This window comes from Streptomyces sp. NPDC021019, from assembly GCF_044333295.1.
GTDB lineage: Bacteria > Actinomycetota > Actinomycetes > Streptomycetales > Streptomycetaceae > Streptomyces.
Genome location: NZ_JBIRQR010000001.1, coordinates 603,505 through 627,310 on the forward strand (window position 1 = coordinate 603,505; position 23,806 = coordinate 627,310).

The 23,806-nt window shown below is 67.0% G+C and carries 24 protein-coding genes and 2 pseudogenes; 12 read left to right on the forward strand and 14 right to left on the reverse strand.

The window, feature by feature from the left end; genetic code table 11:
- Nucleotides 1–840 (forward strand): class I SAM-dependent methyltransferase, encoded by an 840-nt coding sequence (locus tag ACH4RG_RS02815; RefSeq protein WP_397918351.1) that lies wholly within the window; start codon nt 1–3, stop codon nt 838–840.
- A gap of 186 nt (nt 841–1,026) precedes the next feature.
- Nucleotides 1,027–1,410 carry a nuclear transport factor 2 family protein gene (locus ACH4RG_RS02820; protein ID WP_397919252.1) on the forward strand — a complete coding sequence of 128 codons (384 nt, stop codon included), beginning with the start codon at nt 1,027–1,029 and terminating at the stop codon, nt 1,408–1,410.
- 136 nt (nt 1,411–1,546) lie between these two features.
- Here the strand turns inward: ACH4RG_RS02820 and ACH4RG_RS02825 are convergent, their stop codons facing one another.
- Nucleotides 1,547–2,353 carry an SGNH/GDSL hydrolase family protein gene (locus tag ACH4RG_RS02825; RefSeq protein WP_397918350.1) on the reverse strand — a complete coding sequence of 269 codons (807 nt, stop codon included), beginning with the start codon at nt 2,351–2,353 and terminating at the stop codon, nt 1,547–1,549.
- A 417-nt stretch (nt 2,354–2,770) separates the two neighbouring features.
- Between ACH4RG_RS02825 and ACH4RG_RS02830 the strand changes: the two genes are divergently transcribed.
- Both ACH4RG_RS02830 and ACH4RG_RS02835 read left to right on the forward strand, forming a co-directional pair.
- On the forward strand, nt 2,771–2,935 hold the full coding sequence (locus ACH4RG_RS02830; RefSeq protein WP_397927501.1) for a hypothetical protein: 165 nt from the start codon (nt 2,771–2,773) through the stop codon (nt 2,933–2,935).
- Nucleotides 2,936–2,961: 26 nt separating this feature from the next.
- Nucleotides 2,962–4,191, forward strand: a complete 1,230-nt coding sequence (locus ACH4RG_RS02835; protein WP_398539010.1) for a damage-control phosphatase ARMT1 family protein — start codon at nt 2,962–2,964, stop codon at nt 4,189–4,191.
- 121 nt (nt 4,192–4,312) lie between these two features.
- On the opposite strand, the gene ACH4RG_RS02840 is transcribed toward ACH4RG_RS02835, so the two are convergent.
- Nucleotides 4,313–4,474, reverse strand: a complete 162-nt coding sequence (locus ACH4RG_RS02840) for a hypothetical protein (protein WP_397918348.1) — start codon at nt 4,472–4,474, stop codon at nt 4,313–4,315.
- An 18-nt stretch (nt 4,475–4,492) separates the two neighbouring features.
- On the opposite strand from ACH4RG_RS02840, the gene ACH4RG_RS02845 reads away from it, so the two are divergent.
- The 3 genes from ACH4RG_RS02845 to metG all read left to right on the forward strand — a co-directional run bounded on the left by ACH4RG_RS02845 (nt 4,493) and on the right by metG (nt 8,315).
- A complete protein-coding gene (locus ACH4RG_RS02845; RefSeq protein ID WP_397918347.1) occupies nt 4,493–4,759 on the forward strand; it encodes a hypothetical protein in 267 nt (88 codons plus the stop codon).
- Nucleotides 4,760–4,970: 211 nt separating this feature from the next.
- Nucleotides 4,971–6,044, forward strand: a complete 1,074-nt coding sequence (locus ACH4RG_RS02850; RefSeq protein ID WP_397918346.1) for a hypothetical protein — start codon at nt 4,971–4,973, stop codon at nt 6,042–6,044.
- Between the two features lie 549 nt (nt 6,045–6,593).
- A complete protein-coding gene (gene metG, locus ACH4RG_RS02855) occupies nt 6,594–8,315 on the forward strand; it encodes a methionine--tRNA ligase (RefSeq protein ID WP_398539011.1) in 1,722 nt (573 codons plus the stop codon).
- Nucleotides 8,316–8,357: 42 nt separating this feature from the next.
- On the opposite strand, the gene ACH4RG_RS02860 is transcribed toward metG, so the two are convergent.
- The 3 genes and pseudogenes from ACH4RG_RS02860 to ACH4RG_RS02870 form a co-directional block, all read right to left on the reverse strand.
- The gene (locus ACH4RG_RS02860) at nt 8,358–9,758 is read right to left on the reverse strand and encodes a DNA-binding protein (protein ID WP_398539012.1); all 1,401 of its coding nucleotides are present in this window, start codon (nt 9,756–9,758) and stop codon (nt 8,358–8,360) included.
- 319 nt (nt 9,759–10,077) lie between these two features.
- The gene (locus ACH4RG_RS02865) at nt 10,078–10,434 is read right to left on the reverse strand and encodes a hypothetical protein (protein ID WP_398539013.1); all 357 of its coding nucleotides are present in this window, start codon (nt 10,432–10,434) and stop codon (nt 10,078–10,080) included.
- 18 nt (nt 10,435–10,452) lie between these two features.
- Nucleotides 10,453–10,741 (reverse strand): annotated as a pseudogene (locus tag ACH4RG_RS02870) (IS5/IS1182 family transposase); the annotation flags it as partial.
- A 197-nt stretch (nt 10,742–10,938) separates the two neighbouring features.
- On the opposite strand from ACH4RG_RS02870, the gene ACH4RG_RS02875 reads away from it, so the two are divergent.
- Nucleotides 10,939–12,174 carry an STAS-like domain-containing protein gene (locus tag ACH4RG_RS02875; protein WP_398539014.1) on the forward strand — a complete coding sequence of 412 codons (1,236 nt, stop codon included), beginning with the start codon at nt 10,939–10,941 and terminating at the stop codon, nt 12,172–12,174.
- Between the two features lie 115 nt (nt 12,175–12,289).
- Nucleotides 12,290–12,487, forward strand: a pseudogene (locus tag ACH4RG_RS02880) (IS5/IS1182 family transposase); the annotation flags it as partial.
- A 225-nt stretch (nt 12,488–12,712) separates the two neighbouring features.
- On the opposite strand, the gene ACH4RG_RS02885 reads toward ACH4RG_RS02880, so the two are convergent.
- From ACH4RG_RS02885 to ACH4RG_RS02915, 7 genes are all read right to left on the reverse strand, one after another.
- Nucleotides 12,713–14,296: a restriction endonuclease gene (locus ACH4RG_RS02885; RefSeq protein WP_398539015.1), complete on the reverse strand. Its 1,584-nt coding sequence runs from the start codon at nt 14,294–14,296 to the stop codon at nt 12,713–12,715.
- 403 nt (nt 14,297–14,699) lie between these two features.
- Nucleotides 14,700–15,560: an abortive infection family protein gene (locus tag ACH4RG_RS02890; RefSeq protein WP_398539016.1), complete on the reverse strand. Its 861-nt coding sequence runs from the start codon at nt 15,558–15,560 to the stop codon at nt 14,700–14,702.
- 96 nt (nt 15,561–15,656) lie between these two features.
- Complete coding sequence (locus ACH4RG_RS02895; protein ID WP_398539017.1) at nt 15,657–16,460, reverse strand: aminoglycoside phosphotransferase; 804 nt, start codon at nt 16,458–16,460, stop codon at nt 15,657–15,659.
- A 117-nt stretch (nt 16,461–16,577) separates the two neighbouring features.
- A complete protein-coding gene (locus ACH4RG_RS02900; protein ID WP_069735528.1) occupies nt 16,578–16,790 on the reverse strand; it encodes a hypothetical protein in 213 nt (70 codons plus the stop codon).
- Entirely contained in the window at nt 16,787–17,692 is a 906-nt protein-coding gene (locus ACH4RG_RS02905; protein ID WP_398539018.1) for a radical SAM protein, read from the reverse strand. The genes ACH4RG_RS02900 and ACH4RG_RS02905 overlap by 4 nt, the downstream gene beginning before the upstream one ends.
- A 251-nt stretch (nt 17,693–17,943) precedes the next feature.
- Nucleotides 17,944–18,396: an ATP-binding protein gene (locus ACH4RG_RS02910; protein WP_398539019.1), complete on the reverse strand. Its 453-nt coding sequence runs from the start codon at nt 18,394–18,396 to the stop codon at nt 17,944–17,946.
- Between the two features lie 8 nt (nt 18,397–18,404).
- A complete protein-coding gene (locus tag ACH4RG_RS02915; protein ID WP_398539020.1) occupies nt 18,405–18,830 on the reverse strand; it encodes a hypothetical protein in 426 nt (141 codons plus the stop codon).
- Between the two features lie 154 nt (nt 18,831–18,984).
- On the opposite strand from ACH4RG_RS02915, the gene ACH4RG_RS02920 reads away from it, so the two are divergent.
- Genes ACH4RG_RS02920 through ACH4RG_RS02930 form a run of 3 tightly spaced genes read left to right on the forward strand, consistent with a single transcriptional unit; the run spans nt 18,985 to nt 21,510 of the window.
- Nucleotides 18,985–20,109 carry a helix-turn-helix domain-containing protein gene (locus ACH4RG_RS02920; RefSeq protein ID WP_398539021.1) on the forward strand — a complete coding sequence of 375 codons (1,125 nt, stop codon included), beginning with the start codon at nt 18,985–18,987 and terminating at the stop codon, nt 20,107–20,109.
- Complete coding sequence (locus tag ACH4RG_RS02925) at nt 20,106–20,774, forward strand: YdcF family protein (protein WP_398539022.1); 669 nt, start codon at nt 20,106–20,108, stop codon at nt 20,772–20,774. Before ACH4RG_RS02920 ends, ACH4RG_RS02925 begins: the two co-directional genes overlap by 4 nt.
- 46 nt (nt 20,775–20,820) lie before the next feature.
- Complete coding sequence (locus tag ACH4RG_RS02930; protein ID WP_398539385.1) at nt 20,821–21,510, forward strand: WbqC family protein; 690 nt, start codon at nt 20,821–20,823, stop codon at nt 21,508–21,510.
- Nucleotides 21,511–21,540: 30 nt separating this feature from the next.
- Here the strand turns inward: ACH4RG_RS02930 and ACH4RG_RS02935 are convergent, their stop codons facing one another.
- Together ACH4RG_RS02935 and mobC are read right to left on the reverse strand one after the other, a co-directional pair.
- Nucleotides 21,541–23,232: a relaxase/mobilization nuclease domain-containing protein gene (locus tag ACH4RG_RS02935; protein ID WP_398539023.1), complete on the reverse strand. Its 1,692-nt coding sequence runs from the start codon at nt 23,230–23,232 to the stop codon at nt 21,541–21,543.
- Nucleotides 23,229–23,741, reverse strand: a complete 513-nt coding sequence (gene mobC, locus ACH4RG_RS02940; RefSeq protein WP_398539024.1) for a plasmid mobilization relaxosome protein MobC — start codon at nt 23,739–23,741, stop codon at nt 23,229–23,231. Before mobC ends, ACH4RG_RS02935 begins: the two co-directional genes overlap by 4 nt.
- Nucleotides 23,742–23,806: the final 65 nt, after the last annotated feature.

Below are 23,806 nucleotides of genomic sequence, written 5' to 3' on the forward strand. Positions count from 1 at the left end.
ATGTACTCCCCGACTCCGGACGACTGGCACGACACCAACCGCGCGCGCTGGGACGAACGCGTGCCGATCCACGTGGCGAGCGACTTCTACGAGCTGGACGCGTTCCTGGCGGGCAAGGACGTGCTGCGCGCCTTCGAACTGGCCGAGGTCGGCGACGTCACCGGGAAGAGCCTGCTGCACCTCCAGTGCCACTTCGGCATGGACACCCTCTCCTGGGCGCGGCACGGCGCCGCACAGGTCGTGGGCCTCGATTTCTCCGAGCCCGCCGTCGAGACCGCCCGGGGCCTGGCGAGATCGCTGGAACTGGGCCCGGACCGGGCGTTGTTCGTCGCGGCCGACGTGTACGACGCACCGGGGGCCGTCCCCGATTCCGGGTACGACATCGTCTACACGGGCATCGGCGCGCTGGGCTGGCTGCCCGACCTCGACCGCTGGGCCGACACCGCCGCCTCGCTGGTCGCGCCCGGCGGATTCCTCTACCTCGCGGAGTTCCATCCGCTGACCGACTCGATGGACGAGACCGGTTCGGTCGTCACCGACGACTACTTCAGTCGCGACGCCTGGGTGGACGAGACGCCCGGCACGTACGCCGACCTCGACGCGCCGACCGTGCACAACCGCAGCGTCGAGTGGCAGCACCCGGTGGGGCGGGTGGTCACGGCGCTCGCCGCGGCCGGCCTGCGGATCGAGTTCCTCCACGAGCACGACTCCACCCTCGTCCAGCGGTTCGGCACCCTGGAGCGCCACGCGGACGGCCACTACCGCTTCCCGGCGGGCCGGCCGAGGATCCCGCTGATGTACTCGATCAAGGCGTCGCGGCCCGCGGAGCACCAGGGGTGAACGGGAGGCCGACGCCGCCCCTCCGGGTTTCTCCGGCCGCTGTCAGTGGTGGGGTACACACTCGTTTCCATGACCGACACGACAGGTGGAACGGCGGGCGGAGCCACGCCCGGTACTGCTTTCGGCAGCACGTCCGGCACTGCTCCGGGCGCGGCCTCCGGGACGACGACGGCCGCGCTGCGCGGGGTGGTCGAGGCGTACTGGTCGTCGGCCGAGGCGCGTGACTGGGCCGGGTTCGGGGAGACCCTCGCCGAGGACGTGGTGTACGAGCTGCCGCAGAGCCGTGAGCGGATCCACGGCAAGGACCGGTACCTCCGGTTCAACGAGGAGTATCCGGGCGACTGGCACGCGCGGGTCGAGCGGATCGTCGTCGACGCGGAGGGCCGGCAGGCCGCCGCCCGGACCGGGTTCACGGTGACGGGGGACCAGCCGGGGGAGGGGCCACAGGAGATGGACGCCATCCACTTCTTCACCTTCGACGAGAAGGGGCTGATCACCGGGGTGACGGACTTCTGGCCCGAGTCGTACGAGCCTCCGGCCGGCCGCGAGCATCTGGTCGAGCGCTACTGAGAACGGCGGCCCACCGATCCCCCGGTGAACCGCCGTTCCGTACGAGGAGCTGCCCGCGGAGCCGCAGCGGAGCCGCGCACCGAGTCACGCTGCCGAGCTGTCCCGCCGAGCTGCCCCGCCGAACTACACAGCCGAACTACATCGCCGAGCGGAGGGCGGGCAGATAGCCGCCCGACTGCCCCGCGGCCTTGGGGTGATACGAGTTGTGGATCGGGACCGTGACGCTGTGGAGCCAGGCGTCTCCGGAGCACAGCTCGTGCCCGGTGAATTCGTCCACCACGCTGGAGAAGGTGAACCCTGCGTCGGCGGACCGCTTGGCGAGGACGTCGTTCAGCACGTCCGAGGCGTTGTTGATCGCGGTCCGCTCGGCCTCGGAGAGTCCGGCGACGCAGCTGCCGGACAGTTGGTAGAAGCGCGGATAGCCGAGAACCACGACCTGAGCCTGCGGGGCGCGGGCCCGGATGCCGTCGTAGAGGGCGTCGAGGCTGCCGGGCAGGGAGCTGTTCATCTGCGAGACGGCGTTGTTCACGCTGGTGATGCAGGTGGCCTCGCCGGCCAGCACGCAGTCCTGCATGACGTCGGCGAACCCGACGTCATTGCCGCCGGCGGTGACGCTGACGAGCGAGGTGGACGCGTTGAGCACGCCGAGCTGGGTGCCGGCCACGGATGAGGTGGTCGCTCCCGAGCAGGCGACGAAGTCGAACGAGGCGGGGGAGTTCGCCGCCTGCCACAGATACGGGTAGGCGTTGGTGCTGCGCCGGCAGTCGCCGCTGTCGGAGAGGTAGCTTCCGGCACCGACGCCGGAGGAGTAGGAGTCGCCGAGCGCGACGTAGCCGCCCGCGGCGGCCGAGTCGGTCGCGGAGGCTGGTCCCGCGACGCCGAGCGCGGCCACGGCGGCGAGCGCGAGAGTGACGACGGATGCTCGAATTCTACGTACTGACATGGCTGCCGACCCTTCGAAGTGTGGGGGGGGGTGAGGGGGTGGGAGGACGAGCTGTGGGGGGCAGGAGGGGGTGGGGGGAGCGATGCAGTTTCTAGCAGCTCGCGGTACCCGCCGGTAATGCCCGCGCGAGAAGTCGTCTGATATGCCCGAATGATCGTTCGGTGGCCTGAGCTCCGCGCGTAGATAAACCCTCAACTCGGTGCCGGAAGAGGCAAGTTCGAGGAAATCCTGTGCGTCCTGGAGAGGTCGGACGGGACGCGACGCGCGGTACGCAAGGGCCCGGTCCGGGCGTCACCGCACCGGCGAATTCATCCGGACGGGTGAGGACAGGGCGGCCGAAGGCACCGCGTCCCAGCCTTCGGAGCCGACTGAGGCCGATGAGCCGCATGGCTGTGCCGCACGGCTGTGCCGCACGGCGTGGCCGCCTCGAAGAGACCCACCCTCGTACAGTGGCTGGCGGCCTCCACCATCCGGCCGAACCAGCTGGATCACCATGGCTCGGTGCCGTTGGTCCTGCCGCTGCGCACACTCACCGGAGCTGGCTCCATGGAGGTGGTGCGCATGCGCCACGACGCGACGTGACCGTTCGACCGAAGGGCTTGGACCCCATGAACGAGAAGACTTCCCACGCCTCGGGCGAAGCGACGGCCCACTCCTCCAGGTCGGCCGTAGCGTCGAATGCTCCGGTCATCCTGAGCAACGAATCCGGTTCGTTCGCCTGGAGTGTGCTCGCCAAGCGCCACCCCGCCCTCATCCAGCAGGTGCGAGACGCCTTCCCGTACGGCCGGCGCCAGCACGAGGCCCTCGACGCCCTCCTGGAAGAGATCACCGACGGCGTTGTCGAACCGCTCGCCCCCGCGGAACGCGACCACGAGCGCTGGGCGGCCTCGGGACAGGAGCACTTCGGCCGTTCCTGGTACGACGCTCCGTTCCTGTGGGCGGAGAGCTACTTCTACCGCAGGCTCCTCGGGGCGGTCGGGTACTTCGGCTCCGGCCCATGGCAGGGAGTCGATCCGTTCGCGCCGTTCAAGAAGGCCGAACTGGGAGGTAGCGCGGTGGAAGAGGAGCTGCGCGCCCTGGACGCGCTCGCGAACGTGGCGGCCGAGGAGCGGGCCACGGCCCTGCTCCACGCCTCGCTCTGGGGCAACCGCGCGGACCTCGGCTTCCGCGTCGCGGCCGGGGAGCCGGAGGCCGGAGACACCACCGCCCCCGCGTTGGTCGCCGACGACAGCGGCCTGCTGTGGCAGCTCCTGCCCGTCGGGTCCGGCTCCACGGTCGCCGTGGTGGCGGACAACGCGGGTCGAGAGCTGATCCCCGACCTGATCCTCATCGACCACTTCCTCGAACACCGACGGGCCGACCGGGTCGTGCTGCACGTGAAGCCCTCCCCCTACTACGTCTCCGACGCGATGACGGCCGACGTCGTCGACTGCCTCCGTCGCCTCATCGAGGCGCCCGGCGAAGCCGGCCGGATCGGCGGCCGACTGTGGAAGGCCATGGGTGCGGGACACCTGGAAATCCGCACCCACCCGTTCTTCTGCGCCCCGCAGCCGTACGGGGAGATGCCGGAGGACCTGCGCGGCGAGTTCGAGAGCGCCGCGCTCACCCTTCTGAAGGGCGACCTCAACTACCGTCGTCTGGTGGCCGACCGATGGTGGGACGCCACGGCGTCCTTCGCCGATCTCACCTCGTACTTCCCGGGCGCCGTCGCTGCGCTCCGGACTCTGAAATCCGACGTCGTCGTCGGCCTGGAGGAGAGCACGCTGGACGCTCTCGAGCGGTCCGGGGACGCCTGGCGCACCAGTGGCACGCACGCATTGATTCAGGTGCGGCGGTAAGGAGGGCGAGCCGTACGCCCGGGCGGCCCTCTTCCGGGCCACCAGGACCCCGGACGCGCCGACCCCGCAAGCCGCTGAGGGGGCGCGCGTAGCCTCGACCGTGACCCGACCACCGTGGTTTTCAGGGTCGTGTCCACGGCGTCCGCGAGCCGCCGCCGGTGGTGCCGGAGCGATTCACCGCCACGCGCATCGACCCGGACGCGTACGCGGAGCCGACGAGCAGGACGCCGAACGCGACCAGCGCGAGTTGACCGACGGTCACGCTGTACAAGCCGACTGCCAACGGGCTGGAGTTGACGACGTGAGCGATGTCGCCATGCCAGTTGAACGCGACGAGTGTGCCGATGCCGGTGCTGATCACGAAGGTCAGAAACAGTGCGAGACGGGTCGACCGGACGGTCCACACCTTGATGCATTCGACGGCCGGTTCGAGGAGCTGGTAGAGATCGCCTGGGCGACTCAAGGCGAGATCGTGCACTACGTGCTGTTCGTGCTGGACGGGCTTTTCGAGCCTGTACAGGCTTACCTTGCCGTGGCACTGCTGCAAAGGTTCAGCCCGCAGGCATGAAATCTGCTCGCATACGTACCATGATCCGTCTGCTGACGATGATCGGAGCGGTCGACGAACGGGGTGGACGGGGGGTGATGCCCGCCCCCGCCAGGCCCGGTGGATCCGTTCTCCCCTCGGACTTGGAACCACCGGGCCTTCGCCGTATCGGCGTCATGAAGGTTACGGCGTCGGTGAGTCGAGGGTCCGGGCTCTGAATAGGATCGCTCCTGTGACAGTCAAACTGATAGGCAAAGGACCACTGCGCGGCTACCTCCTGGAGGAGGTGCTGGCCTGGTTGCTGCGATCCAGCGGCTTCGAGGTGCTCACGGCCAATGACGACAAGGACAAAGAGCCTTGGAAGGTCCTTAAAGAGGACAAGAATGGCTTGCTGGTCCGTGGGCGCGGGGCGTGGCACCAGGTCGACGCGCTGGGGCAGTTTCGGTACGTGCCGCCGTTCTCGCTGCCTGTCCGCCTGTTCGTCGAGGCGAAGTATCTGACCTCGACGCGCGTAGGTCTGCCGACCGTGCGCAACGGTCACGGCGTGATTCACGACGTGAACGAAGGCGAGACCACTACTCTTACCGCTGCGGGTACGGGCCGGCCGAGGACGCGGTACCGCTACAACTACGCGATCTTTTCCACGTCCGGCTTCACCAAGGAAGCCCAGGACTACGCGCTGGCCCATCAGATATCCCTGATCGATCTCTCCGCTCCGGACTTCGCCGTACTGCGGAACCTGGTCCGGATCGCGGCCGACACAATTCACGCAGCGCTCGAAGCCGCGCCCGCGGGCGAGCGGCCGAAGGTGCACCAGATACGCGCGTACCTGCGCGGCCCACTGCTGGATATGTACGCCGAGGACGCATACCTGCCCGATCAATTCCGCGGGCCGCTCGACGGACTCGCGCATGCGCTGCACAGCCGGTCCACATTGGGGCTTGTGCTGGCCTTTCCCGCAGCGCCGTTCGTTCTGGGGCTGGCGTCGAATGACCTGTACGGGTTCGTGAATTATGCGAGAGAACACCCCACGCACGCCGTGCGTGTGCGGCGACTGGATCAGTCGGCTTCGCACCCCGTCTGGGAACTGCGCTCCGCCGAGCACCCGGACATATACGCGTTGAGGTTCAGCCTGCCGGAACGGGTGGAATCCTGGATTGTCGAACAGGACGAAGGAATGCCCTCACGAACCCGGTATGTGAAAAGAAGCATGCTCTCGACCATGACCCTGTACTGGATGGATGGGGAGCACGCGCAGACATTCCAACTGCGCTACGAGCCCGGCGAACTACGCTTGGCGGGCTGATCGCTCGACGCTGTGCCGGCCGCCGGCCGCCGGCGGAGTAGGTGAGCAGCTGGCTCCGCCCGGCGCGAGCCCATGCCGGCGCTGGACGCGAATACGGGCGGAGGAGGCCAACTGGCCGAGGCGAAGTCTGAGTGGCGCGAGGCGCCCGGACTTCCCGGTCGCAGGGGTGGAATCCGGGCCGGACCGCCCGGCCCTGCTGGAAGTTGCTTCTCGGATCATGCGGACCGCCTCTTGGGCCTCGGGCGATGAGGGGATGCGTAACCAGGGACATACGGGCCTAATATGGGGACCGCCTTGGCCGTTCGAGACTCGCTTGGCCGCCTGTCTCGGACGGCCGAGCGCCTTTCCGTGCGAGCCCGGCCGACGGTAAACGACTCGGCGGAGTGGCACCCGGGTGCCATACGATTGCGGCGGCTTGCAGCTCCGGCGCCGTCACCATGCGTGACACGGTCGAGCGCCCCTGCGCGGTCACGCCTGCTGCCCCCTCCCGACTTCGGCCCGCCGTGGCACCGCCGCCGGCGCCAAACGTACGAAATGGAGCATCCAAGGATGGCTCGACACCTGGTAACCAGCGCGCTTCCGTACATCAACGGGATCAAGCACCTGGGCAACATGGTCGGGTCGATGCTTCCGGCGGATGTGTACTCCCGGTACCTCCGCCAGCGTGGTCACGACGTCCTGTACATCTGCGCGACCGACGAGCACGGGACGCCGGCCGAGTTGGCGGCCAAGGCGGCCGGGGTGTCGGTGGCGGAGTTCTGCGCGCAGGCCCACGACGCGCAGAAGGCCGTGTACGACGGTTTCCAGCTGGCCTTCGACTACTTCGGCCGCAGCTCTTCGCACCAGAACGTCGAGATCACGCAGCACTTCGCGCGGAAGCTGTGGGACAACGGCTTCATCGAGGAGCGGGCGATCAGCCAGGTGTTCTCGCCGGTCGACGGCCGTTTCCTCCCCGACCGTTACGTCGAGGGGACCTGTCCGCACTGCGGTTACGACAAGGCGCGTGGCGACCAGTGCGAGAACTGCACGCGCGTCCTGGACCCGACCGACCTGCTGGACCCGCGCTCGGCGATCAGCGGCTCCACGGAACTGGAGGTCCGCGAGACCAAGCACCTGTTCCTCCTCCAGTCGAAGCTCCAGCACGAGGTCGAGGCGTGGGTGGCCCGGCACGAGGCCGACTGGCCGCAGCTGTCCTCCTCCATCGCCCGCAAGTGGCTGACCGAGGGCCTGCACGACCGGGCGATCACCCGCGACCTGGACTGGGGCGTTCCGGTCCCGGCGGACACCTGGCCGGAGCTGGCGGCCGAGGGCAAGGTCTTCTACGTCTGGTTCGACGCCCCGATCGAGTACGTCGGAGCGACGAAGGAGTGGGCGGACGCCGCCCCGGACGGTGAGAGGCGCGACTGGAAGTCCTGGTGGTACGAGGCCGACGACACGGTCCGCTACACGCAGTTCATGGCCAAGGACAACGTCCCGTTCCACACGGTGATGTTCCCCGCCACCGAGCTGGGCGTGCGCGAACCGTGGAAGAAGGTCGACGTCGTCAAGGGCTTCAACTGGCTGACGTACTACGGCGGCAAGTTCTCCACCTCCCAGAAGCGCGGCATCTTCACCGACGCCGCGCTGGAGACGCTTCCGGCGGACTACTGGCGCTACTTCCTGATCGCCAACGCCCCCGAGTCGGACGACTCCTCCTTCACCTGGGAGCACTTCGCCGCCACGGTCAACAAGGACCTGGCCGACACCCTCGGCAACTTCGTCAACCGCGTGCTCTCCTTCTCCCGCAAGCGCTTCGGCGACGAGGTTCCCGCAGGCGCGGCGGCCGGCGAGGCGGAGACGAAGCTCGGCGAGGAGATCGCGCGGCTGCTGGCCGAGTACGAGGAGCACATGGACGCTCTCCAGTACCGCAAGGCCGGCGCCGCGCTGCGCGCCCTGTGGTCGGCGGGCAACTCCTACCTGGAGGAGAAGGCCCCTTGGCTGGAGATCAAGACCGACCCGGAGGGCGCGGCCCTGACCCTGCGCACCGCGATGAACCTCATCCACCTCTACGCGATCGTCTCCGAACCCTTCATCCCGGCCTCGGCGGCCGCCATGCGGGGCGCCTTCACCCTGACCGCCGACACCGCGACCTGGATGACGGCCGAAGAGGCGAAGTCCCTGGCCTCGGTCCCGGCCGGCACCCCGTTCACGGTCCCGCCGGTGCTCTTCGCGAAGATCACGGAGGAGGACCTGGAGTCCTACCGGGAGCGCTTCGGGGGCGCGGGGGCCTGATGCAGGCCCCGATCACGGCGGGCTGAGGGCCTCATAGGGCTCTCAGCCGTCGAGGAGTTGCCGGAGCTCGTCCTCGCGCAGGCGCTGGTCCGGGTCGGCGGTGCCTCCGTCGAAGTGCACGCCTTCCCCGGCCAGCACGGACAGGGCACTGTCCGTGCGCGAGGGATCAGGCCATCGGAAGCCGGGGCTGACCTTCCCTGCGGCCGTGAGGACGCGCCAGGGGTTGGGGCATCGGCCGCAGGTACTGAGGTGCTGGCCTATGGGGACGGCGTGGCTCCCGACCACCGCCGCCAGGTCCCCGTAGGTGGTCCACCGTCCGCTCGGGACTCCGCGCAGCAGAGTGTGCAGCCCGGTCCAGTCCTTGCGGGTGCCGCTGAGCTGCCTGGCCAGAGCGGTGAGGTCGGATCCTGCCAGCGTGGCCCATGCTTCGGGGTCGATGTCGGCGGGCACCTGGGTGGTGTCCACGTCCCACCACGTCGTTCCCTGTATGCCGTCCACGCTGCGTCCGGTCACGCTCGTGAAGATGTGGTTGGCCAGCCCGGTAGGGGAGTAGGAGGCTCCGTCCGCGTCCCAGACCAGTGGCTTGGCGGTGTCATTGGTCCAGGTGGCGGCTGCCCGGCCGGTGTCCTGCGCCACCCACGCCCGGATCTCGGCGCGGATCGCTCCCGTCACGCCGTGGCGCGGTGTCATCAGCAGTCTGGTCCCATCGGGCAGCAGACCCGCACCGGTGAGCACATGGACCGCGTTGCGTGAACGCGAGCGCTCCTGCAACTTCTTGGCAGCCGCCTCGCCTTCGACCCGGGCCGGGGCGAGCGTGAACTCCTCGACCTCCGGGGTCGGGTAGACCTTGGTGAACCCGGCGACGAGGTGTCCTTCCACCCGCCACAGGCCGACCTGGACGAGGTCGATGTCGATGCCCATCTCCGACAGCCAGACCACGGAGTGGGTGACCTGCTTGGGGAAGTCGGCGGCGATGATCACCTGCCGGGGCCGCTGGAGCAGCTCCGGGCTCCACTCCCCGTCCACGTGATCGAGCAGCCGTTGCCCGCACGCGTCGATGCCGAGGTCCTGCCCCCTGCGCGACAGGAAGTCGCGGTGCGCCTGGGCCAGGGTTCCGAGGTCGAACCGGGACACCAGAGCGGCGTACGTGATCGCCTGGAGGTGCACGTCCCGGTCGGCCGCCCCCCGCTTCAGCTCGACCACGACGAGGCGCCCGGTCGCGTCCAGCCCGAGCACGTCCAGCCGGTCGCGGGCCGGCACTCCGTCGGTGTCGGCCCACCGGTCGTACTCCGCGGTGATCACGAGCACTGACTCCCCGAGCACCTGGGGATGGGCGATCACCCACTCCTGGAGATGCTGCCGCTCCAGCAGGCTCTCGGCGGCGAGCCCGGTGCGCGATATCGGCGTGGCCGTCCGGCCGTCGACAGTGAACAGATGATCCACGGTGCCCCCTCGTGCGCCCAGCGCGGTGCGTCGGACGCCCAGAGCGTACGCGGACGGGACCGCCCCCGGGAGCTGTCTCGCCGAATCATCGAAACGCCGAACCACTTCGGGAGCCGATGGGAGCGGGGTTCCGAGATCGGCTCCCAAACGGCTCCCAAGACGCCCGCGGAAACCACTCAGGGGCCTGATCCACTAAGTGGATCAGGCCCCTGACCTGGTGTTTCAGCTGTCGGGGTGGCGGGATTTGAACCCACGACCTCTTCGTCCCGAATGAGGGTCGGGCGAGATCCTGAGCGGCCAAGATGGGTATCAGTGCTGGTCAGGGCCTTGGTCCTGAATGCTTTCGCGTGGTCTCGGCGAGCTTCCAGATGAAGATCATCTCCCAGATTTCTCCCACGCTGGGCGGCGATGACGCCTGGGCAGCGATCGTGTGCAACGTTGCGTGAGCAAGTTCGCGCCAGGTGCGGGGATCCTTGACGTGCTTCAGCAGCGCGGTTGCCCTCCGGGGAAGACTGTCGACCTGGATGCAGCAGTCATCATGGGGCGTGGGAGGAACTGGGCGAAGCCCGGAGTCGATGGAGCTGCCTGCAGAGGCCACCAGCTTGATCGCGTCCTGTTTGAACTCTTCCGGATACCGAGCTGTACCCACCGCGCGCACCTCCACGTCGGATCGCACGATCCGATGCTATGAAGATGTCTCGTCGAGCAGTACGTACTCTGGTTCGTGCTCGCGAAGCACCTTGAGCAGGCCAGGCGCGCACGGCTGGGAGGTCAATCACCGTGACGGTGTAGGCGTTGGCGGTGCCGACCGTATTTCCAAGCCGGCCGCCACCTGGGTCAGGGTGTCTGTTGTGCTTGCGCAGGTACACGAGACAGACGAGCGCGCGTTGGTGCGGCGGGAGCTTGCAGCGGCGGTCACCCTCGCGGGTGACGATGAGCCTAGTGACCCACTCGACCAACACGTGGGGCAGGTCGAGTGGGATACAAGACCCAGGAGGCACCTGTGCTGATGAGCTGAGACTTCGAACACCTTCCTCAACGGCACGGGTGCCTCGTGCGTTGCGTCCTCGTCGCCGTCACTCCATTAGTGATCGCCCTGAAAACACTCAATGACTCTGCTCGCAACACTCACCAGTGCCATACTTACTACGCCGTCTAGAGGCAGAGACAGTGGGGGAAAATGACCGAGGAACCGAAGTCTACGTACACGCTACACAAGCTCGCCGGGCGCTATGACGTTAGTGATTTCCTGTCTGCAATCAAGAAGTCGCACGACTCCGGCGCAAGCAGTTTTGTGATTGATGCGAGCGACACGGGAGCGATTTATCCGGCGGGGGCCGCACCTACGACGGCAATCATTGATCACTTTAGATCAGAGGGAATGGATGTAAAATTCACGAACATCCCAGCAGGATCCTTCATTGAACGCGTAAGGATTCGAAACCCGTTCGTTGCTAGCAAACAAAACTTGAACGAACCCGGCTCCCGACTCAATACCGTGTGGGCCTACACCGAAGACTCGGTATTCGATTTGACGAACTGCGTAATGGAGGAGCTCGCCGAACGCATCGAGTTTGGTAATGGAGTTTACGCCGCTTTGAATTGGTGCCTATTCGAAGTGCTCGACAATGTATTCCAGCATTCCAGTAATGAAGTCGGCTTCTTCATGGCTCAAATCCTGAAGGCGAGCAACAGGCTCCTCCTGTGTGTAGCGGATGCTGGAATTGGCGTGCACCGCTCTTTCTATGTGGGGGGAAAGTACCGCCCGCCCACCGCGTTCGACGCCATCACCCTCGCAGTGCGCCAGGGGGTAAGCAGCACCGGGGACAAGCGAGGGAACGGCCTATACGGACTTAAAGGGGTTATCGAGGCTAACGGAGGGAAGTTGGAAATCAGATCCGGTCGAGGATATCTTCAGATCTCCCCGAATGGCGCAGATGGCGGCGAAACGAGGGGTCTGGTCGTAAACTCAAACGCGCATTGTACGGTTGTGGACTTCGAACTAAAGGTCGGGGCGCCGGTAAACCTAGGTGAAGTGCTGGGCGTGCCAATGCAGGACCTACGGCTTGAGTCTATCGAGAATGAATACGGCGAACATACAATCCACCTTATCGATCATGCGCAGGGGACTGGGACCAGGGCTGCAGCAGAACGGCTTCGCAATTTCCTCATGAGCTACATCAACGATGGTGCGCAGTATCTAATCCTGGATTTTACAGGCGTACCCATGGTGAGTTCCAGCTTTGCCGACGAAACCATCGGAAAGCTAGCTGAGAGGTTTGGCCCGGTGGGATTTGCGCAAAAATTCCGCTTGATCAATATGAATCCAGACGTTCACATGCTCCTAGATCGTGCGATTGCCCTGCGGATCTCGGCTCAATATTACCGAGACGACAGGGTTCCGAATCGCAAATAGGGACTGTCATCCCTCGCGGCACGCGTTGTCGTAGCCGTATTTCCTCATCCGTTCCATGAATGCTGTCGTGCGGTTGCGCGGAGCACGATCGAATAGGGCCGTCGTGCCTGCAATAGGGCTCAAAGGGCCACCGGGTGGTGAACTCGCTTTGGCCCAGCGCGCCGTCAACCGAGCCTTGGCTGCGGCGAGAGAGCCAGTCGTACGCGGCATGGCACCGCTGTATTCCTGGCAGATTTTCCGCAGATCCCGGGTCAGCCCTAACCGCATGACCGTCATCACCAAGGCTGTCCTCACACTGGAAAGGCCACGCTGAAAACGCTCACTGTCAGGCGCGTACGCTCTTCGTCCGGATAAGGTATGGGTAGACAGCCTTGGCGTGTACGAGGGCTCGACGCGCGGCATTTCGCGCGTCGAACTACGCATAGGTGTTGCCCCTGATGTGTAGTGCTGCTTGCAGGACGAAGCCTCTGGGAGCTGATGCCAAATACGGCATGTGACGCCTGAACCGTTGATAGCTGGCCGTGCCGAGGTGTCTGGTTTACGTCGGTCGGCGCTTCGGTGGGACGGGCCCTGGGATCACGTCAAGGTTCAAGTGCTCTTTGAACAGGTGGACCAGGTTGGCGCCGTCGAGCAGTTCAAGTCGTCCATGCTCATTGGCGAATGCCTCGCTGGCCCGCCCGAACCACGATGTCGTCACTAGGATTCCCTTCGCCGCCCGTTTGTGTTCCACGACGCCGGCCAAGGCCGAGACGGTTTCGAACGGCACCACGTTCTTGGTGCGCTTCGCCTGGATGATGCACAAGCCCCTCATCACCGGGTCGGTGTTCATCGCGATGGCGTCGACACCCTCGTCCTTGGAGGGCTGAGTGTTCACGCTGTCCAGACCGATAGCCTCGAACAGCTGCCGAATGAGGTGCTCGAACTCCGTGGGCGTCAGGTCCATGAGGACAGGGCGGCTGTCCAACCCTGCCACGACGTCCAAGCTGTCCATGAGGCGGAACTTGCTGAGGTCAAACGTGACCAGAGGCCGCACGGGCTCCAATTCATAAGGGTTGGGCGAGATCAGTGAGCGGAGCCGCTTCAGGCAGGCGCGGGGGTCTACCTGGGTCAGGACTAGCTGCGCGAATTCCTCGCGATCCGTCTGGAGAGTGATCAGGCAGGGATGGACCTCGCGCCCTGTGGCCCGGTCAATGGTTGTCACATGCCCGTTGAGAGCGATGGACTTGACGGCGCCCTCCGTGTCGGCGGCGAACAGTTCGTGCACCGTGCGCAGCGCGGTTTGGGCAAGGACGGAGGCGTAGAGCTCCTTGCGCTCCTTGTCGGGTCGTGGCACGGGATTGATCTCGTCGCGGGACTTCACGTAGCGGTACGCGCGGGCCGTGGGAACGACGTCCTCAAGCGGGAGGTCGATCTCGACGAGCAGGTCGCCGGTGTCTGCCTGATACGAAACTCGGTGCGCCTTAGGGAAACCATGTGGGTACTTAGAGGCGGCAAGTGCCTGGTCGATGAACCACTCCACGGCTTCGACGTCCCGCTCGCGATAGGCAACCCGGCGTTCTTCGATACGGACGTTCCACTCCTCAACCCGCGCGGCCTCCTGCTCATTCTGCTCCGCATGTCTGGCGCGGAGCTTGTCCAGCTTCTCGACGCGCTTCTTTTCTTCCCTCGCATGGTCACGCAACGCCTTGTCGAACCGCTCGCGGGCCGATTCGACGTCGGCGTCGTATCCCTTGCGCCCGAAGCCCAGCGCACCGAAGAGACCGCGAGGTGGCTCCGGTTCGTACTCCTCCCACCGGGGCTGCGGGGCAGCCTTGGACCGGCCCTTGGGAGGGCTGAACACCGTCGGCGTGAAATCCTGCTTGAGCCGGTCGAACGTCAGAGGGCTACCGTCTAGCACAGCCGTTCGCAGATGATTCGCCAATTGCTCGACGTCGCTCTCGAGCACGTAGGTGCGATCGACAGCGTCCTGTGCGCGCGCTGCCTCATACGCCAGCTTCTCCTCGCGTGCCCTGCGCTTGGCCGCGGCCTCGGCGGCCTTCCGCGCCTTGTCGGCCTCCCTTGCCTGCCGTGCGCGTTCCCTAGCGTAGGGATCGTTCCCGCCGACCCCACTTCTGCCTGCCACTGCGCCCCCAGGTCAGTGCATGATCCTTCTGTCGAACCTCCGCAGTATCGCCTATCCATACGGCTGCGTCAGGAGGCCCCAAAAAGTTCGGCGGCTCTGTCGCAGAGACTGGCCAGATGGCGGCCGTGCTCCAATTGGTGCCGGTGGCTCATCGGCGTGGTGGCAGTGGTCTGTACTCACCTACTCGCCGGAGCAACGCGCCTGACACACCGGCTCGCCTCTCAAGCGAGCTGCCGCATCTCCCATCGGTCGACCGCCGGACCGAACTCGGTCATCGTTACGGGTGGGCCCACGCCTGACTGGTCTGGCGGTACTCCTTGACCGGGACCGGGGCGACACAGTTCCTCGTACAGCCGGTGTAGAGCAGGCCGTCAAGGTGGCGGTATCTGTGGGAATGAAGCGTTTAGACCTTGGCCCTGCGCCACGGTGCGGTGGGGTCCGACAGGGTGTCGAGGATCAGCTCGCACCAGGTGACGGCAGCGTTGACCGTGAGTCGGGCGTGGCGTACTCCAAGGCCGGACGGTGCGCTCACCTGGCCGTGACCGCTGCCGAAACCCTGGTTGCGCAGTTCGGCGACTCCGACGGCGATGTTCACTGAGCCCGAAAGGATCTTTTTCACGGCCTTGCTGCCGTCTGGTCCGTCAGGCGCCGAGCTGGCGTCAAGCCTCAACGCCTTCTGGACAGTGCTGATCAAGGCGGGAAGGGCGGCGTTCTTGTCGACCTCGATGCCGAGTTCGTTGAGAGCCGTCTTTGCAGTCGCCTCGATGAGCTGCTTGGCTGCGCCAATGGCACCGTGGGGATCTGTGGTGAGGTCTCTACGGATACGCTCCAACTCGATCGTGATGCCTGAGGCGTCGCTCAGGCCACTCAGATCACGGACCAGCACCGGCGGGTTAGACCAAGAGATCCTGCCCTCCTGATCGAGAGCGAAGCCGTCCCGTTCCAGGCGCACCCTGATGTCGTCCAACCACTTGGGTGTGCCCTGATCGCCGGGGTCGCGGTACGCGCGAATGAAGTCCTCGAAGACCAGGAGCGCACGCCGCACCTGGTTAGAGTCTGACCAGTCGACACCTTCCGCGTAGAGCATGAACTCGGTTCGACGCTGGCCCGAGTCCTGATACTTCAGCTCGTCAGGGGGGATGGGAGCGAACCCGTGGTCCTCCCACAGCTCGGCCACGATGCGGATGGTCAGGTCCGTGGCAAGAGAACGAAAGGCGTTGCGGGTCGCGGGGCTCACCAGATCCCGCCGCGCGGTAACGGTCATAGTCTGAAGATAAGAGCAGGCGCTGGCGCTCGTCTCGGTCTTTTCGCAGTGGGACGTTTATCGCTGACGAACGTCGACCCTCTACTGTTGCTGGGCCTATGCCTCTCTGAGGAGTGCGAGCCTGAACGCAGCGGCCCGCTTGGCCATCCTCTGCTTCCAGGGCGTTGGGTCCCCCTCGGCGATCTCCTGCCACAGCGCGGCAGATGCGGAACCGAATGCCGCCAACGCCTCCGGGTCGGTGTTCCGCCACGACGGGAAGCGGCCTGCGAACGCGATCGCGTTCTCCGCCGGGTGGCCGGCGTCCATGAGCCTCAGTGCCAAGGTGCCTGGATCGATCCACGCCGCACCGCGCGTTGGCCATGCCCAGTCGATGAGGCGAGCACGCCCGTCGGCGATCAGGACGTTGTGCGGTGCGAAATCGGTGTGCAGCAGGGTGTTGCCGCTGAAGTGCTGGAGCGTTCCAGGCGGAGCGTAGCCCGCCCAGCGGTCCATCGCGTCCTTGATCTCGACGTCGGCCGGAGCGGTGGTCCGTTGCAGTTCGGTGAGCGCGGCTTCTACGAGCACCAAGTCGGCGGAGCCGGAGCTGTAGTCGGCGTGGCGACCGCTGAGGACCTCGTATCCGAGAAGGCTCCATCCACCGACTTCCAGGTGCCAGTACAGGCGGGGACAGGGCGTGGGCAGGTGGGGGGCGATCTCCGCCTCGCGGCGCTGTGCTGCGACCTGCGCATGATCACTCGCGATGCCCTTCACGAAAACGCTGCCGCTCTCGGTCTCCAGGACGGAGGCGACGCCGGAGTTCATGCCGCCGGTCATGGTCACCGCCTGATGCACGGGGCCGGTCTTGTCAGTGACAGCTTGGCGGACGTCGGCTGGGAGCTGATCGAAGGGAATGCGAGACATGGACACGCGCGGTTCCTCATGGGGCTCGGAGACAAGGGAGTGCCGCCCCGGCCAGGGTACGGCCGGGGCGGCACTCAAGGGGCGCAACGGGCGGCACGTGGGCCCACCCGCGGTGGGTCAGTAGGGCTGGTCGTCACCGGCCGAGCAGCTGCACTCGGCGCCCTCGGCGGCCTCGTCCAGGTCGGTGATGATCTGGACCTCGTCGTCGCGGATGGCCCCGGCCGGCAGTGGCACGGGCAGGGTGCCGGTTGCACCATCGGTGGGGCGCCGTCCGATGGTGAGCAGCATCGGTTCGCGCGGCGGGGTGAGGGTTGTGGTGGGTGGAGTCATGATCCGTAGCCTCCGTGTTGGCAGTAGAGCTCTCGTCGGTCCCCCGCATCCTGGTAGAGCTTGGCCAGCGGCCGGCAGGTACGGCAGGTGCCGACCTTCGTGCAGCCGGAGCATCCACCGGTGCGGAGCTGTAGGGACTCGGCGATGGCGCCGAGCCGGGTGAGGGCGGCGACGCCCTCGGTCACGAGGTTCACGCTCGGGTCGCGGCCGACCTTGCAGACAGACGCGATGCCGTGCGGGTTGACGTGGAAGAACGTCCGGCCGGCATTGCAGCCGGTGAAGACGCTCCGGGCCTTGATGTGGCCCTTGGCCTGCGTCGCCAGCGGGTTCGCTTCACCGTCGATCGTCGGCGACATGTTCGTGAAGACCTGGTGTGGGAAGCTGTAGCGTTCACACAGAGCCACCATCGCGTCGACCTCATGGGCGTTGTCGTCCGACACGATCACGTTCAGCCGGACCGGCAGCCGGTCCTGGTGGGCCGCGTCCAGACCCTGGATGAACCGGCCGAACGCGCCGCGGTTGCGAGTGACCTTGTGGTACGTGTCCGCGGTCGCGCCGTAGACGCTGAGCGTGAGCCGGTAAGGGCGATGGCGTGCGAACAGCCCGCGGATCGGCGGCTTGCGCAGGGACGAACCGTTCGAGGAGACCTGCACCATCATCCCGAGCTGGTGGGCGTACTCGTAGGCCGCGCCGAACTCGCGGTCGATCAGTGCCTCGCCGCCCGTGATCTGCAGCCAGAGCACGCCCGCGTCGCGCATCGTCCGCAGGAGCTGCTGTTTGCCCGCCCAGTCCAGGCCCTCGAAGCGCTTCTCGCCGAGGTAGCAGAACTCGCAGTCGTAGTCGCAGCCGAGGTTGATTTCCCAGGACGCCTTCGCGTACCCGTACGGCGATCGCTCGCGCACGAGGACGAAATCGCCGACCGGTCCGTCAGGCAGCTCGGTGCCCCACGCCTGCCGCGCGGCATCAACGAGCCAAGTCGGCAGAGGGCCTCCGACGTGGCTCGCGGCGCGCAGCTCCTCGTAGCGAATCCCAGGAATGCGCACTCCGACCGCTCGGCCTGGCTGAAGAAGGAGGTGCTGGGCGAGGAACGGGCTGGCCACGAGACGCGTGCTTGACGCGGCAGGCGCCGCCCGATCCGGTGTGCCGGTTACGGTCATCGGACCTCCAGAGGGCTGTCGTCGTGGTTTGGGACGGGAGGGCTGATCGCCTGTGCGGCGTCGTCCGCGGTCTTGAAGCAGGACCAGATGATCTTCCCGAGCGGCGTACAGTCCCTCACTCCCCACTCGTCGGACAGCGCGGCCACCAACGTCAGGCCCCTCCCGGAGATGTCTGTGGCGGTCGGCTCGCGTACGACGGGCTGCTGGCGACGGCTGTCGTGCACTTCCAGGCGTACGCAGTTGTCGTCGATGTCGAGCCGGACGAGGAAGCCGTGCCCGCGGGCGGTGCCGTGGAGAACGGCGTTCGTGGCGAGTTCGGAGACGCACAGGCGGATGTCCTCGGTGCGGCTCGTCAGGCCCCAGCCGTCCAGCGCTCTGGTGGCGAACTCCCGTGCTTTGCGTACGGACTGGCGGCGGGCCTCGAAGAACTGCTGAAGCGACTCGGGCATGGGGTGCCTCATGACTCCGTGCTCAGGAGGAGTGGCGCGGGGAAGCGGCGGTGGACGGTCTGCTGACGAGGTACCTGGCCAGGCCCGATGCGGGGGCGGCGGGCCAGCAGCAGGCGGGCGCCGGCGGCCTCGATAAGGCGGGTGCGTTCGGCGGCGAGGTGCTTCGGCCCCAGATGAGACAGGGCGGGGGCGATGACGCCGTAGACGTCAGGAAGGGCCAACGCGTCCAGCAGGCCGGTGAACGCGGTGGAGCTCGGTTCGGTCGTCGCGAGCTTGTCCTTGAAGACGCCGGAGAGCTGCAGCTCATGGATCCGGCAGTACTCCGTCAGTGACGCCTGTAACGCCGTTTGACGGGCTGCGGAGACTCCGGCCAGCCGCAGGAAGCCGTAGACGACGGGCCCGTTGACCGGGCGGTGCTCGGTAAGGAGTTCCATGCTGGTGACCGTCCAAGGGACTCGGCGAAAAGAGACCCCTTGAGCGTTGCTGTACCTCAATGCGCAGGGAATCACCGGCTGTTCCACTTGCGCTCTACTTCCGCCCCACCGGCCGCACGCTTCTGCTTCCATGGCTGGTGGAAGGGAGCGACGCGTGGCGACCGTGCACCACTGGACCGGCCTGGAGGCCAGAGCCCTACGGCTCGCCCTCCGCCTGAGCGTGCGTGCTTTCGCCGAGCGCCTCGGTCTTGCCGTCGCGACCATTTCGAAGTGGGAAAAGCTCCGGTCCGCGACCGAGCCCCGCCCCGACACGCAGGCCATTCTCGACACCGCGCTTGGTCGCGCCGATGCCTCCGTGCACCTGCGCTTCGAAACGCTCCTGTCGGAGATGGCCGGCCCCGGGCAGGTGGCAGCCGGACGCCGGGTGACGGCTGCCGGGCCCAGAGCCTGGGAGTACGAGTCGTGGACCGACGACCTGGACCGTGCCGTCGTCGCCTTGTCCCGGCAGAACTTCACCTTCGCCGACAGCCTGCTGGGCCGATGGCTCAACCGTTTCACGGCCGCCGAACTCGATGACAAGGGCCTGTACCTCTACGCCCGATCCACTGCGTTACTCGGAGACCTCAAGCGCGATCAGGGCGCGGTGCTCGGACCACTGTCCGCACGCCACTCCTACGCGGGCGCGCGCTCGATCTTCACCCAGCTCGACATTCCCCGCCGTGTCGCCCAGCTCGATCTGTCCCTCGCGGTCGTCGCGGAGATGTCCGGTGACCTGGAGACGTCGGCCCGTACGTACGAGACGCTCGCCGTCGACGACCGGCTCTCTCGCCGTGACCGGGCCAGAGCCCGCCTGTGGGTGGGCACCGCACTCAGCAAGGACGGCAACCACGACTACGCGACCCGCGTGATGCAGGCCGCGACCCGTGAATTCGAAGACCTCACCGAACCCGACGATTGGTCGGTGGCCCATCAGAAGCTCGCCCTGGCCCGCCGGGGCGTCGGGGACCTCACCCAAGCCCTGCACTTCATCGACATTGCCCGAAGCAGCGGGAGCAGCGACTCACCGATGCAACGTGTACGACTGGACACCGCTCACGGCCACATCCTGCTGTCCGACGCGGCGACCCGCGATGATGGGTTACGCGTTCTCGGCCAGGCCGCTCGGACGGCCGCGCAGTACGGTCTCGTGCATCAACTGCGCAGTATCGAGAGCGTCAAGGCCAGCAGCGAGGGGCCGCCCGGGGCCTCGCCGAAGGTGATCAGGGAGACGAACGCATGAGTGACAACCAGCAGGCCATCACCGAAGACCAGTGGCACCAGGCCAAGGCGATCTGGGACTACCACCAGATGCACCACCAGGCCCGCCCCGTGGACGTGGCGATCGGCCTGGGCAGCCACGACCTGGGGGTGGCGACGCGCACCGCCGAGCTGTACCACGCGGGTCTCTTCCCCACGCTGGTCTTCACCGGCGGCAACAGCCCGACCACCGCCAAGGTCTTCCCCCGCGGCGAAGCGGTCCACTTCCGCGAGCACGCCATCGACCTCGACATCCCCGCCTCCGCGATCCTGCTGGAGCCCCACGCCGCGAACACCGGGCAGAACATCACCCTCGCCCGTGAGGTCCTGGCCGACGCCGGCATCACCCCGGAGAAGGTGCTGCTGGTCTCCAAGCCCTACATGGAACGGCGGTCGTACGCCACCGCCCGCAAGCTGTGGCCCGAGGCCGAGATGGTGTGCGCCTCGGAAACCCTGGAGTTCGACGACTACCTCAAGTCCATCGGCGACGAGAAGCTCGTGGTGGACATGCTCGTCGGCGACCTCCAGCGGGTGATCGAGTATCCGAAGCTCGGGTTCGCCATCGAGCAGGAGGTCCCGGAGGACGTGCATGCTGCGTACGAATCCCTCATCCACGCCGGCTTCACCAGCCGCCTCATCGCTTCCTGAACTCTCCTCCCCGGGCAACCTGTGCGCCATCCACCAGCCCAACTTCATGCCCCGGCTGACTACGCTGGCCAAGCTGTTCGCGTCGGACCACTGGATCGTCCTGGACGACGTGCAGTTCGCCCGCCGCGACTACCAGCACCGCGCCCGCATCGCCACACTCGACGGCCTTGGCCCGAACCGGTGGCTGACCATTCCCACTCACCGCCCCTCCGGGCGCGCCACCCTTATCAGAGACACTCTGATCGCCGACCCTGCCGCGGCCCGACGCAGAGCCTCATCGATCCTGCGCCAGCAGTACGGGACCAGTCCTCACTGGCCCGCACTTGACCGTGCCCTTCAGCCGGTCTGGAATGCGTTCGACACAGGAAGGATCGCGCCGGTCGCCACGGCCTCGACTCGCGCCCTGCTCGAACTGCTCGGCTGGCGGGGGCAGATCTTCACCAGCAGCGCCCTGCCCGCACGCACGGGTCGGTCCGAGCGGCTGGCCGACCTGGCCGACGCCACCGGCGCACGCGCGTACCTGTGCGGCACCGGCGGCATGACCTACCTGGACCATGCCCCCTTCACCGAGCTGGACGTAGCCGTCGTCCCGTTTCTCTCGCCGGCCACTGGTCTGTGGGCCTCGGGGCGACAGGTCAGTGCTCTGCGGGCGTTGGCCTTCCGCGGCCCCGACGCTGTGGGAGCTCGGTTTCGGGCTCTCGTGTTCGCCCACGATGCGCTGGGGTACGCGGCCTGACACCCGCTTCGGGTACGGAAGCGGGTGTGATCAACGTCGACGTGCCTGTGGCGGCTGTGGCTGGGAGGCCGGCGCGACCGCTGCCGGGCTGACCGATGTGCTTTGCCGCCGTGCCGCGCTCCGCATCCGTGCCACTCGTGCACGGTCGCTCGGAACTGGCCCGGTGCTGAGCCGCTCGACGCGCCAGGTCACTACCCGTGCGGGGCTTCGGGCGTCGTTGAGTGCACGTTCGTCGGTGGCCTGCTGCAGCAGCTGCTTCGGATCATGCCCGGCCTTCTCGGCGGTCGCGAGGGCGGCGGTGAGGGCGTCGAAGGCCGGGTCCCTGACAACCTGCTCGGCGTGGACAGGCATGGCCTGTCGGATGAGGAGGATGTGTCGTTCCACCGTCTGCTGAGGTGGCCGGCGCTGGGCGAGGACGGTCAGTGGTGCGGTGGCTGTCTGCTCGTAAGCGGCCTGCAGGTGGATCAGGGCCTGATGGGCTGCGGCCACCTGTTGGTCGTGGCGGCGGAGCTGGTGCCAGCGGGCGGCGGCGATGACGGCGAGGATTGCGGCGTCGAGGAGCATCGCCAGCAGCGCGCCGTCCTTGGGGGCGGGCTCGCGGACCATGGCTCGTACGGCGCTACGCAGGGCGCGGGCGTGCTGGTGCTCGGCCTGGACGCGGGAGCGGGTTGCGCGCTCGAACGCCTCGGCTGCCTGCCATAGCTGGGGACGAATTTCCTGGGGTGCGCGCATGGGCAGGGCGTCGAGGGCTTCGCCGAAGGCAGCCACGTGGGCCTGAGCGGCTGCATCGTCATCGCCGTCGAGGTGGTGGGGGATGCGCTCCGCGGCGGCGGTTGCCTGGTGCCACGGGTTCACAGGACGGGGGCTGTGCTGGGGTTCGGTGGCTTCTAGACGCTTGTGGATCTTGGGGAGGGACAGGTCGGGGGAGAGCTCGGAGCCGGAGTACCAGAGCTGCTCCTGCTGGGTGTTGACGTCGCCGTCGAGGGCGACGGTGTAGCCGCGTACATCACCGGACGGGAAGTGCTTGATGTCCACGAGGATGCCGTCGGTGTGCTCCAGCAGGTGGACGAACTCCTCGGTGCTGGTGGCGGCGGCCACGGCGGTGCGCACGGTGGTGCGCAGGTGTTCGCGGGCGGTGCGGGCTTGGCCGGCGCGCTTGGCCTTCTCCTGCTCGGCACGGGTAGGCCGTTTCGCGGCTGTGCGATCCCCGCGTATGACCTGGAAGAGGCCGTACTCCTTTTCGACGGCTGCGAGTTCGCGGTCGGCGGTGAGGTAGTCGTTCCAGTGCCGGGCGGTGCGCAGGTCGGCGCGGACTGTGGTGGCGGCGATGTGGATGTGGTCGGGGGCGTGGCGGACGGCGACCCAGCGGCAGCCGTCCGGATCGCCGTCGGGTGCGATGCCGGTGGCGGCGACGATGCGGTGGGCGATGTCAGCCCAGTCGTCGTCGCTGAGGTGGCGGTCGGCCTTGGTGGCACGGATCGAGCAATGCCACACGTGCTTCTCGGGTGTGCGGCCGAGCCGCTCGGCCTGCTTGACGTGCAGGTCGAGGTCGGCGACGAGAGCCCGCTTCGTGGCATCGACATCATCGGTGCGGCCGGGGTCGGGGGCGAAGCCGTCCCAGGAGGCGACCAGGTGCGGGTCGGTGTGGCCCTTCTTCTTCGTGTCGTAGAGGTAGCGGATCAGGTTGGCGGTGTCCTTGCCTCCGGTGATCTTCGCGATCATCGCGGCGCCTTGTGGCTGACGGCCTGGTTCGCGGCGGCCGCGATGTGGCTCACCGTCTCACCGACCGCGTCCAGGGTCCGGGCGGTCTGGGCGAGGAGAGCGCTGTCCCCAGGATGTGGATGACCGCCGGAGTTGAGCTTCTTGGCGATTTGGTTGACGTTGCGGCCGATGGCGGTGACCTGCTCGCGCAGGGCGTTGATCTCGTCGATGTAGTCGTCGAGCTGGGTGCGCTGGCCGGCCAGGGTGAGGTCGCCGTGGACGTGGGCCAGAGTGGCTGCGGCAACGTAGTGGGCGCCGCTGAGGTTCAGCGACGTTGCCTTGGCGCGTATGACGGCCTCTTCCTCTTCGCTGTAGCGGACGTCGACTCGTCCCTCGCGACGGCCGTTGGGGTCGGGCTTGCGACGTTGGGCGACGCGTTGCAAGGTGGCTTCTTCTGCTGCACGCGGCAACGGCATCTCGACGGCAGCAGTGCTGTCGGCGATGGCGGTGGGCTGTTCCTGCTCGGGCACCCCCTGGTGCCCGAGTGCCTCCGCCACTCCCGGGGCGGAGGCTTCCCCGTGAGACCGGCCCTTGG

Excerpts from the sequence above, each read along its gene's own strand:
- ACH4RG_RS02890 (WP_398539016.1), bottom strand. The coding sequence starts at position 15,560 with ATGACCGTTACCGCGCGGCGGGATCTGGTGAGCCCCGCGACCCGCAAC.
- ACH4RG_RS02815 (WP_397918351.1), top strand. The coding sequence starts at position 1 with ATGTACTCCCCGACTCCGGACGACTGGCACGACACCAACCGCGCGCGC.
- ACH4RG_RS02835 (WP_398539010.1), top strand. The coding sequence starts at position 2,962 with ATGAACGAGAAGACTTCCCACGCCTCGGGCGAAGCGACGGCCCACTCC.
- ACH4RG_RS02900 (WP_069735528.1), bottom strand. The coding sequence starts at position 16,790 with ATGACTCCACCCACCACAACCCTCACCCCGCCGCGCGAACCGATGCTG.
- ACH4RG_RS02910 (WP_398539019.1), bottom strand. The coding sequence starts at position 18,396 with ATGCCCGAGTCGCTTCAGCAGTTCTTCGAGGCCCGCCGCCAGTCCGTA.
- ACH4RG_RS02875 (WP_398539014.1), top strand. The coding sequence starts at position 10,939 with ATGACCGAGGAACCGAAGTCTACGTACACGCTACACAAGCTCGCCGGG.
- metG (WP_398539011.1), top strand. The coding sequence starts at position 6,594 with ATGGCTCGACACCTGGTAACCAGCGCGCTTCCGTACATCAACGGGATC.
- ACH4RG_RS02935 (WP_398539023.1), bottom strand. The coding sequence starts at position 23,232 with ATGATCGCGAAGATCACCGGAGGCAAGGACACCGCCAACCTGATCCGC.
- ACH4RG_RS02915 (WP_398539020.1), bottom strand. The coding sequence starts at position 18,830 with ATGGAACTCCTTACCGAGCACCGCCCGGTCAACGGGCCCGTCGTCTAC.
- ACH4RG_RS02895 (WP_398539017.1), bottom strand. The coding sequence starts at position 16,460 with ATGTCTCGCATTCCCTTCGATCAGCTCCCAGCCGACGTCCGCCAAGCT.
- ACH4RG_RS02930 (WP_398539385.1), top strand. The coding sequence starts at position 20,821 with ATGCCCCGGCTGACTACGCTGGCCAAGCTGTTCGCGTCGGACCACTGG.
- ACH4RG_RS02825 (WP_397918350.1), bottom strand. The coding sequence starts at position 2,353 with ATGTCAGTACGTAGAATTCGAGCATCCGTCGTCACTCTCGCGCTCGCC.
- ACH4RG_RS02925 (WP_398539022.1), top strand. The coding sequence starts at position 20,106 with ATGAGTGACAACCAGCAGGCCATCACCGAAGACCAGTGGCACCAGGCC.